The 12,752-nt window shown below is 61.6% G+C and carries 18 protein-coding genes; 13 read left to right on the forward strand and 5 right to left on the reverse strand.

Annotated features, from left to right (window positions below; translation table 11 throughout):
* Positions 1–4: 4 nt before the first annotated feature.
* Positions 5–1,144, forward strand: a complete 1,140-nt coding sequence (locus DXY02_RS07215; protein ID WP_114988705.1) for an anhydro-N-acetylmuramic acid kinase — start codon at positions 5–7, stop codon at positions 1,142–1,144.
* Here the strand turns inward: DXY02_RS07215 and DXY02_RS07220 are convergent.
* A complete protein-coding gene (locus tag DXY02_RS07220) occupies positions 1,141–1,434 on the reverse strand; it encodes a hypothetical protein (RefSeq protein WP_011365246.1) in 294 nt (97 codons plus the stop codon). The two genes, DXY02_RS07215 and DXY02_RS07220, sit on opposite strands and share 4 nt — an antisense overlap.
* A gap of 105 nt (positions 1,435–1,539) precedes the next feature.
* On the opposite strand from DXY02_RS07220, the gene DXY02_RS07225 reads away from it, so the two are divergent.
* The gene (locus tag DXY02_RS07225) at positions 1,540–1,839 is read left to right on the forward strand and encodes a hypothetical protein (RefSeq protein WP_114988706.1); all 300 of its coding nucleotides are present in this window, start codon (positions 1,540–1,542) and stop codon (positions 1,837–1,839) included.
* Between the two features lie 47 nt (positions 1,840–1,886).
* Positions 1,887–2,117 carry a hypothetical protein gene (locus tag DXY02_RS07230; protein ID WP_114988707.1) on the forward strand — a complete coding sequence of 77 codons (231 nt, stop codon included), beginning with the start codon at positions 1,887–1,889 and terminating at the stop codon, positions 2,115–2,117.
* Here DXY02_RS07230 and DXY02_RS12510 read toward each other — a convergent pair.
* A complete protein-coding gene (locus DXY02_RS12510; protein WP_170951511.1) occupies positions 2,095–2,271 on the reverse strand; it encodes a hypothetical protein in 177 nt (58 codons plus the stop codon). The two genes, DXY02_RS07230 and DXY02_RS12510, sit on opposite strands and share 23 nt — an antisense overlap.
* A gap of 70 nt (positions 2,272–2,341) precedes the next feature.
* Between DXY02_RS12510 and abc-f the strand changes: the two genes are divergently transcribed.
* On the forward strand, positions 2,342–4,066 hold the full coding sequence (gene abc-f, locus DXY02_RS07235; protein ID WP_114988708.1) for a ribosomal protection-like ABC-F family protein: 1,725 nt from the start codon (positions 2,342–2,344) through the stop codon (positions 4,064–4,066).
* 114 nt (positions 4,067–4,180) lie between these two features.
* Positions 4,181–4,369, forward strand: a complete 189-nt coding sequence (locus tag DXY02_RS07240) for a hypothetical protein (RefSeq protein ID WP_114988709.1) — start codon at positions 4,181–4,183, stop codon at positions 4,367–4,369.
* 10 nt (positions 4,370–4,379) lie between these two features.
* On the opposite strand, the gene DXY02_RS07245 is transcribed toward DXY02_RS07240, so the two are convergent.
* Positions 4,380–5,552: a trypsin-like peptidase domain-containing protein gene (locus tag DXY02_RS07245; RefSeq protein WP_371640025.1), complete on the reverse strand. Its 1,173-nt coding sequence runs from the start codon at positions 5,550–5,552 to the stop codon at positions 4,380–4,382.
* 102 nt (positions 5,553–5,654) lie between these two features.
* On the opposite strand from DXY02_RS07245, the gene DXY02_RS07250 reads away from it, so the two are divergent.
* The 8 genes from DXY02_RS07250 (at position 5,655) to DXY02_RS07280 (ending at position 11,355) form a co-directional block, all read left to right on the forward strand.
* Positions 5,655–5,927, forward strand: a complete 273-nt coding sequence (locus DXY02_RS07250; RefSeq protein WP_114988711.1) for a DUF2973 domain-containing protein — start codon at positions 5,655–5,657, stop codon at positions 5,925–5,927.
* A 33-nt stretch (positions 5,928–5,960) separates the two neighbouring features.
* Positions 5,961–6,344 carry a hypothetical protein gene (locus tag DXY02_RS07255; RefSeq protein WP_006851931.1) on the forward strand — a complete coding sequence of 128 codons (384 nt, stop codon included), beginning with the start codon at positions 5,961–5,963 and terminating at the stop codon, positions 6,342–6,344.
* A 222-nt stretch (positions 6,345–6,566) separates the two neighbouring features.
* Complete coding sequence (gene hrpB, locus DXY02_RS07260; RefSeq protein ID WP_114988712.1) at positions 6,567–9,071, forward strand: ATP-dependent helicase HrpB; 2,505 nt, start codon at positions 6,567–6,569, stop codon at positions 9,069–9,071.
* 87 nt (positions 9,072–9,158) lie between these two features.
* The gene (locus DXY02_RS07265; protein ID WP_011365253.1) at positions 9,159–9,299 is read left to right on the forward strand and encodes a chlorophyll a/b-binding protein; all 141 of its coding nucleotides are present in this window, start codon (positions 9,159–9,161) and stop codon (positions 9,297–9,299) included.
* 111 nt (positions 9,300–9,410) lie between these two features.
* A complete protein-coding gene (locus DXY02_RS12515) occupies positions 9,411–9,587 on the forward strand; it encodes a hypothetical protein (protein WP_170951512.1) in 177 nt (58 codons plus the stop codon).
* Complete coding sequence (xseA, locus tag DXY02_RS07270) at positions 9,577–10,740, forward strand: exodeoxyribonuclease VII large subunit (RefSeq protein ID WP_114988713.1); 1,164 nt, start codon at positions 9,577–9,579, stop codon at positions 10,738–10,740. The genes DXY02_RS12515 and xseA overlap by 11 nt, the downstream gene beginning before the upstream one ends.
* On the forward strand, positions 10,740–11,009 hold the full coding sequence (gene xseB, locus DXY02_RS07275) for an exodeoxyribonuclease VII small subunit (protein ID WP_114988714.1): 270 nt from the start codon (positions 10,740–10,742) through the stop codon (positions 11,007–11,009). The genes xseA and xseB overlap by 1 nt, the downstream gene beginning before the upstream one ends.
* Positions 11,002–11,355 carry a DUF2834 domain-containing protein gene (locus DXY02_RS07280; protein WP_114988715.1) on the forward strand — a complete coding sequence of 118 codons (354 nt, stop codon included), beginning with the start codon at positions 11,002–11,004 and terminating at the stop codon, positions 11,353–11,355. Before xseB ends, DXY02_RS07280 begins: the two co-directional genes overlap by 8 nt.
* On the opposite strand, the gene DXY02_RS07285 is transcribed toward DXY02_RS07280, so the two are convergent.
* Positions 11,331–11,681: a hypothetical protein gene (locus tag DXY02_RS07285; RefSeq protein ID WP_114988716.1), complete on the reverse strand. Its 351-nt coding sequence runs from the start codon at positions 11,679–11,681 to the stop codon at positions 11,331–11,333. The two genes, DXY02_RS07280 and DXY02_RS07285, sit on opposite strands and share 25 nt — an antisense overlap.
* Positions 11,682–11,734: 53 nt before the next feature.
* Positions 11,735–12,679 (reverse strand): YihY/virulence factor BrkB family protein, encoded by a 945-nt coding sequence (locus DXY02_RS07290; RefSeq protein WP_244276195.1) that lies wholly within the window; start codon positions 12,677–12,679, stop codon positions 11,735–11,737.
* Between the last annotated feature and the right edge of the window lie 73 nt (positions 12,680–12,752).

Raw genomic sequence — 12,752 nt, forward strand, 5'->3', positions numbered from 1 at the left:
GCCGATGCACTGCCTCGGGCTGATGAGCGGAACCAGTGCTGATGGTGTGGATGCCGTGCTGGTGCACTTCGACGGCCCACCTCAACATCCGCAGTGGGCCCTGCTTCGCCACCACCATCAGCCCTATCCGCTCGAACTGCAGCAGCAGGTGGTGGCAGCCGGCCAGGGTGCACCGATGCCGGCATCTAACTGGCTGGAGCTGGCGGAAGCCATCACGGAGGTTCAAGCCCAAGCAGTGAAGGCCTGCGACCCCGACGCAACAGCTGAGCTGATCGGTTGTCATGGCCAGACCGTCTGGCACCGTCCGCCGGCCCAAGGGGCACGGGGGGCCAGTTGGCAGATTCTTCAAGCCCCGCTGCTGGCCCATCTGCTGCAGAAGCCGGTGGTGCATGACTTCCGCGCCGCTGATCTGGCGTTAGGGGGACAGGGAGCACCGCTCGTGCCTCGGGCCGATGCGGCACTACTGGGGAACACACAAGGCTGGCGGGCGCTGCTGAACCTGGGCGGCATTGCCAACCTCACCCTCATCCCCCCCTGTAGTGGAGTGGATCGCCATGCCGCGATCTTGGGATGGGACTGCGGCCCCGCCAACAGCCTGATTGACCTGGGCATGCGCCAGTTCACCAATGGCGCCCAAAGCTTCGACAAGGGTGGAGCGATGGCAGCTCAGGGCCATGCAGATGAGGGCTGGATCCAGCGGTGGCTCCAGGAGGAGTACTTCCAGCTGGCACCACCGAAATCCACGGGACGGGAGTGTTTCGGGCAGGACGACCTCAACCGGCGGCTACGTCAGCTCAGTGGAGCCTCAGCGGCAGATGCCATCGCCACCCTGACGGCCTTTTCCGCCGCTGTGGTTGCCAAGGATCTGGCACGTCTGCGCCAGAGCGTTGGGATCGCACCGATCGAACTGATCACAGCCGGAGGTGGCAGCCAAAACCCGTTGTTGATCGATGAGCTGCGGCGGCGCTGCCGAGGCACACAAATCGATGCAAGCAGCAGCCTGGGGGTGCCGCCTGAAGCCCGAGAAGCGCTGGTATTCGCGTTACTGGCCTGGTGGCACCACAGGGGGCATCCCGGCAATGTGCCAGCTGTCACCGGAGCCTGTCGGGAGACCGTGCTCGGCACGCGGGTGGAGCCGGCCTAACCGGGCCGGTGCAGGCGCAGGCGCCGGGGGGCGCCCCGCAGACGGCGGGGCTGCTGTGATTCCAGGGCGGACCGCAGGCGCTCCTCGCGGGTCGGCGCCGGCGCGGACGCCTCCAACTCCTGCTCATGGCGTTGCACACCCTGCTGGATCAGAACCCTCGCCATGTTGCTAACCGTGCGGGATTCCAGCTCCGCCATCGCCGTGAGACGAGCGCAGAGATCCTCAGGCAGAACCACCTGAATTCTCGGGGACTTGGGCTTCCCGCTGGATGAGGTCTGACGGGTGGGCACGACCGGATCCCCTGGAAGAGGCTCTGCTACTAAAAAGTGTACAGAGATGGTCAAGGGTAGTATCCATGACTATGGTGGGGGCATTGGTCCTCCTCGGAGTACCCCATGACCCAAGCCACACCTCGCTCCCGTCGCAGCCCAGCCGGCACCCGCGCTCGGTCCCGACGCCCCCGTCGCAGCGCTGAAAACAGCGACGTTCTGGTGTCAGCCGTGATCAGCACCTATCTGCTGACCCACCTGCACCACGTGTTGCAACGGGCCGAATACGGCGCCTCCCAGGAAGGGCGCAGCACCCAGGCCGCCAACTACGCCCAACTGCGCAAGGTTCTCTGCATGGACGCCCGCAGCATGAAGGACGCTTCGGCCCTGGGGCAGCACGATGACGGCATCGAACAAGCTGCCTGACAAGACTCTGCGTGCTGAATAGCGTTTGAGCAGTTGCTCAGATCGCGATGGCTTCCAACGCCGCATCGCTGTACGCCCGAATCAGCAGCAATCCGGAACAGACCCAGGCCCTGTTCCGTCAGGCGCTCCAGGATCCCAACGGCGCCATGGCCAGCATCTGCAGCCTGGGCGACCAGCTGGGGCTTCCCGTCACGACCCAGGAAGTGCGCGACCATCTGGCCAGCCTTGACGACGACGACAGCAAGCGCTGGCTGATCAAGGCGAGAGGCGGTCTGTGAGCTCGGGGGCTTCGGGCGTCAGAAGGACCTGGGGCTCAGCGCGCTCACGGCGTTCGTAGCCGCCACCTCCGGCCCAACTGAAGAAGAGCAGATAACTCACAATCGCCAATCCCGCGGCCACCACGAGAGCGGCCAGCTGTTCCAGTTTCAGCATGGCGACCAGCCTCCGGGAACCTTTACCAGTTTGCCGACAGGGATGATGGGGGGCATCACGCCTTCCGCCGGTGCTGCGACTCGAAAACGTCAGCAAGATCTACCCCACCGGGGAAGTGCTACGGGCCGTGACCTGGGAGGTGAAACCCGGAGACAGGATCGGTCTGGTGGGGGTGAACGGCGCCGGCAAGTCCACCCAGATGCGTCTGATCGCCGGACACGAAGAGCCCACCAGCGGCCAGGTGGTTCGGCAGGGGGAGCCCCGCATCGCCTATCTCCAGCAGGAATTCGACGTGGACCTGGAGCGCACCGTGCGCCAGGAACTGTTTCAAGCCTTCGGCGAAGCGGCCGAGGTCATGAACCAGCAGCAGCAGGTGGAAGAGGCGATGGGCTCCGAACGGGCTGCGGAGGATCCCGACCATCTGGACCAACTGATCCAAGAACTGGGAAAGCTACAAAGCCGTTTCGAAGCACTGCATGGCTACGAACTCGATGCCCGTATCGACAAGCTCCTACCCACGATCGGCTTCACCCCGGAGGGCGCTGAGCTGCAGGTGAAGGACTATTCCGGGGGCTGGCAGATGCGGATTGCCCTTGGAAAAATCCTGCTGCAGGAACCGGATCTTCTGCTGCTCGACGAACCCACCAACCATCTGGATGTCGAAACCATCCAGTGGCTGGAGAACTACCTGCTGGAGCAGAGCGCAGCCCTTGTGGTGATCAGCCATGACCGCACCTTCCTCGACCGGGTCTGCAATCAGATCGTTTCCACCGAACGGGGAGTGTCCCGCAGCTACCTCGGCAACTACACCGCCCACCTGGAGCAGAAACAACTGGAGCGGGAGGCCACACAGGCGGCCTTCGAACGGCAGCAGAAAGAGATCGCCACGCAACAGGCCTACATCGATCGCTTCCGTGCCAGTGCCACCCGCAGCACCCAGGCCAAAAGCCGTGAGAAGCAGCTGGACAAAGTGGAACGGGTGGAGGCACCGATCGAATCCGTGGCCGGGCCGAGTTTTCAGTTCCCGCCTGCCCCGCGCTCCGGAGCCCAGGTTGCCCTGATCGACAACGTCACCCACAGCTATGGAGACAAAATCCTGTTCCTGGGGGCTGAACTGGAGGTGGAGCGGGGTGACCGCATTGCCTTCGTGGGCCCCAATGGTGCGGGCAAGTCCACCCTGCTGCGCCTGGTGATGGGGGTTGAGACCCCTGATGAAGGCAGTGCCCGGCTTGGGGAGCACAACGTGATTGCGGGGTACTTCGAACAGAACCAGGCCGAAGCCCTGGATCTGTCCAAGACCGTGATCGACACGATGTACGAAGCGGTTCCCGACTGGACCCAGACCCAGGTTCGTTCGCTGCTGGGCAGTTTCTGCTTCAGCAACGACACGGTGTTCAAGGAAGTCGGGAAGCTCAGCGGCGGAGAAAAAGCCCGTCTGGCCCTGGCCCTGATGCTGCTCACCCCCTGCAATCTGCTGGTTCTGGATGAGCCCACCAATCACCTCGACATCCCCGCCAAGCAGATGCTCGAGGACGCCTTGATGGCCTACGAGGGAGCCGCGCTGCTGGTCTCCCACGACCGCTATTTCATCTCCCGCGTCGCCAACCGCATCGTGGAACTGCGGGACGGCGAACTGGTGATGTATCGCGGGGATTACAACTACTACCTCGAGAAAAAAGAGGAGGAAAGGGCAGCTGCCAAGGAGAAAGAACTGGCTTCAGAACGAGAAGCCAAGCGGAAGGCCAACAAGGAGAAGCAGAAGGCACGCGACGCCCGCCGTAAAAAGGCGGCCTGACTGGCATCAGGCGACGGCAACGAAAACTTCACACAGGTTTAGGCAGGAAAACTTATTTCTCTTTACCTGCTGTTTTCATCTGCATAGGCTGACAAAACTGACCTTCCAGCCCCGATGAGCATGGTTCCCGGCCCCGGCAACAGCGAACCCGTTGGCGGTTCAACAGCCCCCGGTCCGCCCCCCCATGAGCAGACCTGGGACGCCGTGGAAACCTATTTCCAGTGCATCACCACCTGTTCGCTCGACGATGGCGACTGCATCACCCAATGCGTCGAACAACTGAGGGACGCCGACGACGCATGAGCCAAAAGCTTCAGCCAGGGGCCAAGGCCGATAAATCGACGGGCTTGACGTTGATCGAGACCCGCTCCTGAGCTCGCTGCACCTCGAGCACAACTGTGGCACCGACACCGCGGCGTTCAATGGCACTGACCACCGCAGCTGGGCCATCAACCACCTGGCCATCGAAGCGAAGGATCACATCATCCACCTTGAGCCCGGCGCGGTCCGCCGGCCCCCCAGGTTGAACAGCGCGAATCACCGCACCTGGCGGCACCGGGGAAGTGGGAGTGGGCCGTGGCACCGGCGACAGACGGATGCCGATCACCGGATGACGGGCCTTGCCGCTGGCCACCAGCTGCTGGGCAATGGTTCGAGCCCGATTGATCGGAATGGCAAAACCCAGACCCGCCCCAGGCCCTGATCGCACCAAGGTGTTGATGCCGATCACCTCACCGTCGGCATTGAGCAGTGGCCCGCCCGAATTACCAGGATTGATCGCCGCGTCGGTCTGAATCAGGTCAAGACGTTTGCCGGAAATTCCCAACTGAGCAACGTTGCGGTTGAGGTTGCTGATGATTCCCAGAGTCACCGTGCTCTCCAGGCCAAAGGGATTACCCACGGCAATCGCCCAGTCGCCCACGCTGAGCCGGTCGGAATCCCCCAGATCCGCGACCGGCCAGGGCCCGGAGCCCTTCAGGCGCACCACCGCGAGATCGGTGAGGCTGTCTTTGCCCACCACTCGGGCAGGCACCCTCCTGCCATCGGAGAGGTCCACGGTGAGTTGATCCGCCCCCTCCACCACATGGGCATTGGTGAGCAACAGGCCCTTGGCATCGAAGATCACTCCACTGCCTTGGCCACGCTGCACCCTGGAGCGCGGAGCTGTGGCGCGTGGGATGCCGAAGAAGTGGCGAAACAAAGGGTCCTGCATCAGGGCCGGCGGCACACCCGCAACACTGGACTGATTGACGGTCCGCGCTGTCTCCAAGCTGACCACTGCCGGACCACTGCGCTTCACAGCGGCAGCCACAAACGAGCCGCGACGGATCTCCGGGCGCGCATCGGCTTGCTGAGAGCCAACGATCAAGGGAAGCGACGACACGCCGGCCACCAGCAATCCCCCCGCCAGAGCAGAGGCGACAAGCGAGCGGGACGGTGAGTTGACCACAGCTTCAGGGCGATCGGCTGCTTCGACGCTACGCAGAGCAGATCCGAAAACAGCCACGTTCCGTGTCAAAGCTGTGACCACATGCGACCGGGGTCCCGATAGCGTGAGAATGCAGATATTCAGCTGGGTCGGAGGGTCATGCTCGGTTCGCTGTTTCCCCTCATCTACGGAGCGCTGTTCGTGGCCCTGTTGTGGCAGGCCTTCCGCGTGATGAGCAAGGGTTTCCGCGCTGCCAGCGGTCCGATCAATAGCGCGCCCAGTAACGCTCCGAACGACCGCACAGGCCAGGTCACCGTCCATCCAGAACTTCTGGACAGCGAGGGACGGATCACGGAAGAGGCCCTGCTGACGGTGCGCTTCGGCGGTGACGATGACGAAGCCTCGACGGCCGCGGGACCCGGCACTGAATAAATTGGGCGCTTGAAATCGACAGGGGTCGCCTGAGTGGATCAGAGAACACGCATCGTTGCCGCGGTCATCAAAGGCCTCAAGCTGCCCCCACGGTTTCGGCTTCGGCTGATGAAGGAAGACCCCGTCCGCCTGGAATTGAGCCTGACCCCGGCCTACGGCAAGGACCCCATCACCGTGGGACTTGTGGAATCTCTTGATCTGGTGGCCCGTCGTGACCGGGAAGGCCGGATCCCCCGCGACCTTCAGGGCACCTGGGACTGGACCGTCCGCCACGGCCAGGTAAGCACCGGAGGCTGGAATCCCTATCTCAAGGAAGCCCTGCAGACCATGTTCGAAACCGGTCTCCCGGCCATCGTGTTTGAAGAACTCACCGGCGAGGAGTACCACCCCGTGGATGGGACCCGCCACGTGCGCTGATCCGGCAGGGGTTTTCTGTAAAGGCGTGCGAATTAATGCAGCAATGCCACTGACAAGGGGGCTAGACCGGAATTAATCCGGCCTTTAAGAAAGTCTTCATGGCCTCCCTTGTCGTTTCCATCGGCCCGCTGGTGCGGCTGTTGGCGGCCGTCGGCGCCATCAGCAGCCTGGTGCTGTTCGGCCTGATGAATCTCATCCCGTGAATCGAGCGGCAACACCGCGTTGAGCCAGTTCCCGATCGACGCCCTGTTGGAGCAGATCTGTTCTGCGGTCCGCCCAGGGGAAACGGTTCTGCTCCAGGCACCGCCGGGGGCGGGCAAGACCACACGGGTCCCCCTGGCGCTGATTGGAGCCCTGACGGAAGGCCAGAGCGTTCTTGAAGAGCATCAGAAAATCTGGATGATCGAGCCGCGGCGACTGGCCACCAAAGCTGCCGCTACTCGACTTGCCGCAAGCCTTGGAGAAGACATCGGCGCGCGCATCGGTTATGCCGTGCGCGGGGAACAGAAGCGATCCAATCGCACCCAGGTGGAAGTGATCACCGACGGCCTCTTCCTGCGGCGCTTGCAGAGCGATCCCTCGCTCGATGGGGTGGGGTGCGTGATCTTCGATGAATTTCATGAGCGGGGACGTGATGCGGACCTTTCCCTCGCCTTGCTGCGCGAGGCGAGGCCTCTACTGAATCCAGATCTCGCCGTGATCTTGATGTCAGCCACGCTGGATCTATCCGATCTGAGGGAACGGCTGCCCGAAGCAAAGGTGCTGGAAAGCCCGGGCCGCTGTTACCCAGTGGACACGCACCACCAACCACCACGGCCGGACGAACCCCTGCCGAAACAGGTGTTACGCGCCATCGAGCAACACGCCCTCGACCAACCGCAGGGCAGCGGGGTTCTGGTCTTCCTGCCGGGGCTGGCGGAGATTGAACGCTGCAGACAGATCCTGACGGCCGCCCCGTCCCTGCAGAACTGGAAGATTCAGGCGCTGCACGGTCAGCTGCCCTTGCAGCAGCAGAGTTCAGCCCTGCAGCGCTGCGAGCCCAACCAAGACGGCAGCATCATCCTGGCCAGCGCCATTGCCGAGAGCTCTCTCACGATTGATGGGGTGTGCCTGGTGATTGACAGCGGCCTCAGCCGTCAACTGCGATACGACCCCAACACCCGCATGGAGGGTCTGGAGACCACCGTCTCCAGCCTGGCCAGTGCGGAACAGCGCCGGGGCCGGGCAGGCCGGCAATGCCCGGGCCACTGCATCCGCCTCTGGTCACCGGCAGAGCAACAGCGGCGTCCCCCCTTTCACCCCCCTGAACTGCTGTTAGCAGATCCCCAGCCCGTGCTGATGGAACTGGCCCAATGGGGGGCTGGACTGGGGGAAGAGCTGCCGTGGCTGGACCCTCCCCCCTCAGCAGCCATGCAAGAGGGACAGCACGGCCTGAAGCAGCTCGGCCTGCTGGAGCACGACGGCCGGATCAGCGAGCGGGGGCGGCTGATCGGCGGCCTCGGCGTTCACCCCCGTCTCGGCATGCTGCTGGTGGAAGCCCACGAACAGGGCGTCCCCCAGCTGGGCTGTGATCTGGCGGCCATCCTCAGCGAACGGGATCCGTTCGATCGCCGCCAGATCGGCAGCGATCTCGAAGCTCGGCTCAACAGCATCCAGCGCCATCCATCCCTACGAACGCTCAGCCAGCAGCTTCGCCGCCAACTGAAGCGACTGGGGGCCTCACCCCAGAAACGAGACGCCTCCGTCAATGCTGGCGATCTGATCCTGGCGGCCTTTCCGGAATGGCTGGCGCAACAGCGTCCAGGCCAGGTCGGTCGCTATCAGCTGCGTCAGGGCCGCGGAGCCACGCTACTGCCCTGGGATCCGCTCCAGGGCAGTCCAGCCCTGGCCGTCGCCAGGGTCGACATGGGCGGCCGGGACACTCAGATCCAGATGGCCGTGGCCCTGAGCCAGAGCACCCTGGAGAGCATCGCTGAGCGGGACGGCCACTGGCAGGACGAGGCCAGCTGGGATCCCGAACGCCAGCGGGTCCGTGCCGAACGCCAGCTCAAACTGGGGGCATTGGTGGTGCGCCGAACGCCACAACCTTCGCCAGCTGCAGGGCTGTGCCGCACCCTGCTGATCGAGCAGCTGAAGAAGGATGCCAGCCTTGATGCCCTGCCCTGGACGGACAACAGCGATCAGCTGCGCCAACGGCTGGCATGGATGCACCAACAAGTGGGCGTCCCCTGGCCTGATCGCGACCTAACAACCCTGCTGGAGCAAGCCGACACCTGGCTAGGTCCAAGCCTGGAGGGCTGCCTGGGCTGGAGCGACATCACCGCGACAGCCTTGGAAGAAGCACTCTGGGGCGATCTGGATTGGAGCTTCAGGCAACAGCTTGATGACCTGCTGCCGCGCCGCATCCCGATCCCCTCCGGCCGGCAAGCCACGCTGCTTTACACCGCCGACGAAGTAATCCTCGCCGTGAAATTGCAGGAGATGTTCGGATCTGACGACGGTCCTCACGTGCTGAATGGCCGAATCCCCGTCACGCTGGAGCTGCTCTCACCAGCCGGACGCCCCCTGCAACGCACCCGCGCCCTCAAAGGCTTCTGGGAAGGCAGCTACCAGGAGGTGCGCCGGGAAATGCGAGGCCGCTACCCCAAGCACCCCTGGCCCGAAGACCCCCGCCAGGCGCTGCCGACGGCCCGGACCAAGCGAAAATCAAATGGTCAGCAATCCTGACCAGAAAAAGCCCGGCGGGTAGCCGTTAACACACTCAACAAAACTCCAACCTTTGTTACATTGGCTTACAACCAACCGGTTCAACCCATGTCTGACAACGCACGCTTCGGTTTCGTCAATTTCGCTGAGACCTGGAACGGTCGTCTGGCCATGCTGGGCATCGTGATCGGCCTCGGCACCGAGCTCCTGACCGGCCAAGGCATCCTGTCCCAGATCGGCCTCGGCTGATTTCCGCTCCGCGGATTCACAAAACCCCTCGGTTCGCCGGGGGGTTTTTTGTTGCCTCTCCACCAGCCCCGCTGATGCAGCACAGTGGGGAGGATTCCACTGAGGCAGTCGTTGGCACCGCTTTACGTTCAGAACAGACGTGATGGATCAAGGCTGCTCAGCAGCGCCTTGGTGATCTGCACGATTGGTGCCACCCAGATCCACCAACACTGGGGCGTTCTGTTGACCAGCATCTCAGCCGTTATCTGCATCTATTGGGGTTACGCCTACAGCCGCCTTGAGCGTTGATCGTCTTCCGACCTATTCCGTTGCTGAGCTGAACACAGCCATCGGCAGCCTGCTGGAACGCGGTTTTGCGCCGCGTTTTTTACTGGAAGCAACGGTCTCCCGGCCACAACTCAAAAAGGGCCACCTCTGGCTCACCCTCACCGACGGCTCCGCCAGTATTTCCGGTGTGGTGTGGGCTTCGAAGCTGGCCCAATTGAGCTATCAACCCAAAGACGGTGACGGCGTCACCGTGGTGGGCAAGCTCAATTTCTGGGCAGCACGAGCCAGCCTCACCGTTCAGGCGCTGGATATCCGGCCAAGCCTCAGCACGGTGCTGCGCGATTTTGAACGGGTGCGGCAGCTGCTGGAACAGGAGGGGGTGATCGACCCAAGCCATCAGAGGCCACTTCCAAGCCAACCCGCCTCGATCGCGGTGCTCACCAGCGTGCCCAGTTCCGCCCTGGCCGACATGCTCCGCACCGCGGCGGAACGCTGGCCTCTGACGCAATTGATCGTGGTGCCAATTCCGGTTCAGGGTTCCGTGGCACCGGCGATCATCAGCACCCTGGAAGCCCTGGCCGAGCGAACAGACGAGTTGGGACTGGAAGCCTTGGTGCTCGCCCGCGGCGGTGGCAGCCGGGAAGACCTGGCAGTGTTCGACAACGAGGCTCTTTGCCGTCTCCTGGCGAACTACCCCATACCGGTGGTGACAGGCCTGGGACATGAGGATGATCTCACCGTCGCCGATCTGGTGGCAGACCATCGTGCAGCCACGCCCACGGCAGCGATCGTGGCCTTGCTGCCCGACCGCGAGGCGGAACGCCAAGGGCTTGCCCAACGGCAAAGCCGGTTGAAAGACGCGCTGCTGGGGAGAATCCTTCGCGAACGTCAGCGCCTTCAGGATCGGGACTTTGCCCTTCAGCAACAGTCTCCACTGGAAAAGATCAAACGCCAACGCCAGACACTGGCTCAAAGGCAGCAATTGCTGAAGGCGCTTTCACCGGAACGCTGGCTGAAACGCGGCTTGGCTCTGATCAGCAACACCGCCGGCGACCCCATTTCAGACCTGGAATCCGTCAAGATCGGTGATCAGCTCAACATTCGAATGAGCAACGGAAGCCTTGAAGCTCGAGTCGATCAGATCCAGCACAGTGCACCCACCACCTCCTCCTGATGAGCAAGCGCCAAGTCAAGAAAGAGCAACGCGATCGCATCGAAGCGTGGCGAAAGGATGCCGAGACTCTGAGCTACGAGGAAGCCATACAGGCTTTGGATCTGCTGCTTGCTGAACTACAGAACGACAGTGTTCCGTTGGCGGACTTGCAGCAAAAGGTGCTCCATGGCGAGGTGTATCTGAACCGGTGTCAGAGCCTGCTCGACAGCGTGGAGCAGTCGATTGTCGAGCTTGATCCCACAACTCTCAAAGCCACACCCGATGCTTAAAGCCCTGCCTTGGATTTATCTGCTTCTTGCTGTGTTGGGAGCGATCCTGCCCTGGAAGGCCAACCTGGAATTCATCGCCGAAAGCGGTGGACAGGCCTTTGATCTGGCACGATTCGTCGCCGATGCCAGCAGCACAGCCGCTTCACGCTCCTTAAGCGCTGATCTATTGGTGGGGGCCAGTGCCGTCACGCTGTGGATCTGTGTGGAAGGACCACGTCAGAAGATCAAAGGTTGGTGGCTGGCCATCCCCCTGAGCTTCGGTGTGGCCTTTGCCTGCGCTGCTCCGTTTTTCTTGTTCCTGCGGGAACGACAGCTTCAGGCTCAGGAATCGGAATCCACATCCTGAGCCACCACGTCAATGGTGAGATCACTGGCAGGTGGAGACGAGGCTGCCGCACTGGCCGAGCTGCCTCCCGCACTGGCGTAGGGAGTGCCGCAGACGGCACAAACTGCAGCCCCCTTCAGGCCCGTTGCACCGCAGGCAGTACAGCTGATCATCCGGGACTGCAAAAGCTTCCAACCAATCCAACCAAGACCGGAAAGGATCAAAGGCAGTGCCAAAAGAGCCAGCAACACGCCACCGGCGAGATCAAGCAAGAGTCGACCTGCAGCTGTTGGCAGCAGCAGGAGCAACACAACTCCAATCCACAACACTGCTGATGGTCGATTCATGGGCTTCAACGGAAAAGGTCCGCTGAATCAGCTTCGCAGAGTTGAATCAACGTTCAAGGCGCCGCATTGTTCGGTTCCCCGAGCCGGGGTTTCGCAAAACGAACTGCGGCCAATTCCACGCTTAAACACTGGCCAAAATAAAGAATCACACCCACCAACCAAACCCAAAGCGTTAACACCAAAACACCACCAATCACGCCATAGGCCTGATAGCGATTACCCAGAGAAACAATACTCAAACTCAGAATTTTATTGAGAAAGGCGAGACCGAATCCAATCAACAACGCGCCAGGAATGAGTGGAATTGCAGGAACACGACGACTGGGCAACACCACCTGAAGCAACCAAGCCATCAAAGACAAGATCAACGCGGGAACAAGAATCCGCCCGAGAGGAAGAATGGGACTGGAGCGCACGATCCCCATTAAGCCAGGAACGACGCCATCCAATAAGCCAAGAATGTCCTCAGGGAGCTGCCCAATACTGAGTACCAACTGTTGAAAAACGATCAAAATAGATATGGCAAAAACGGTCAGGAAGGCTTCAACACGTGTTCTACAAAACTGTCCAACCTGTTGCCACCAAGACAAACCGATTGATGGCTCGGGCAGAATCTCAGACCACAAGCGATCAGCTCCACGCTGGAGCGTTAAATAAGCATTACTGGCCGTAAGAAGCAAAACGACAACACCGAGGATTCCAGCGCCAAAGCCTTGATCCACCAACCCACGCAGGGTCGAATCGACAAGGCTGGTTGCTGACGGCGGTAAGACCTGTGTCACCGAGGCCAACACATTATCCACACTATCCGTTTTGCCAAACACCCTTGCGGCAACAGACAGCGCAATCAGAAGCAGCGGAAAGAACGACTGAAGAACGAAATATGCAAAAGCAGCACTTAAATCAACACACTCAGCATTATTCCAACGCTGACAAGCCTTCCAAATCTGGCCACTTAAACGTCGAACTAGTGAACGTCTTGGCACAGATGAGCGCAAAAGACTACTAAAACCTTACAACAAAAAAGCCACCTCATAGTGAGGTGGCTTCTTCGTGGGTGGTGATGGTGAT

The organism is Synechococcus sp. N19 (assembly GCF_900474045.1).
In the GTDB taxonomy this organism is placed as follows: domain Bacteria; phylum Cyanobacteriota; class Cyanobacteriia; order PCC-6307; family Cyanobiaceae; genus Parasynechococcus.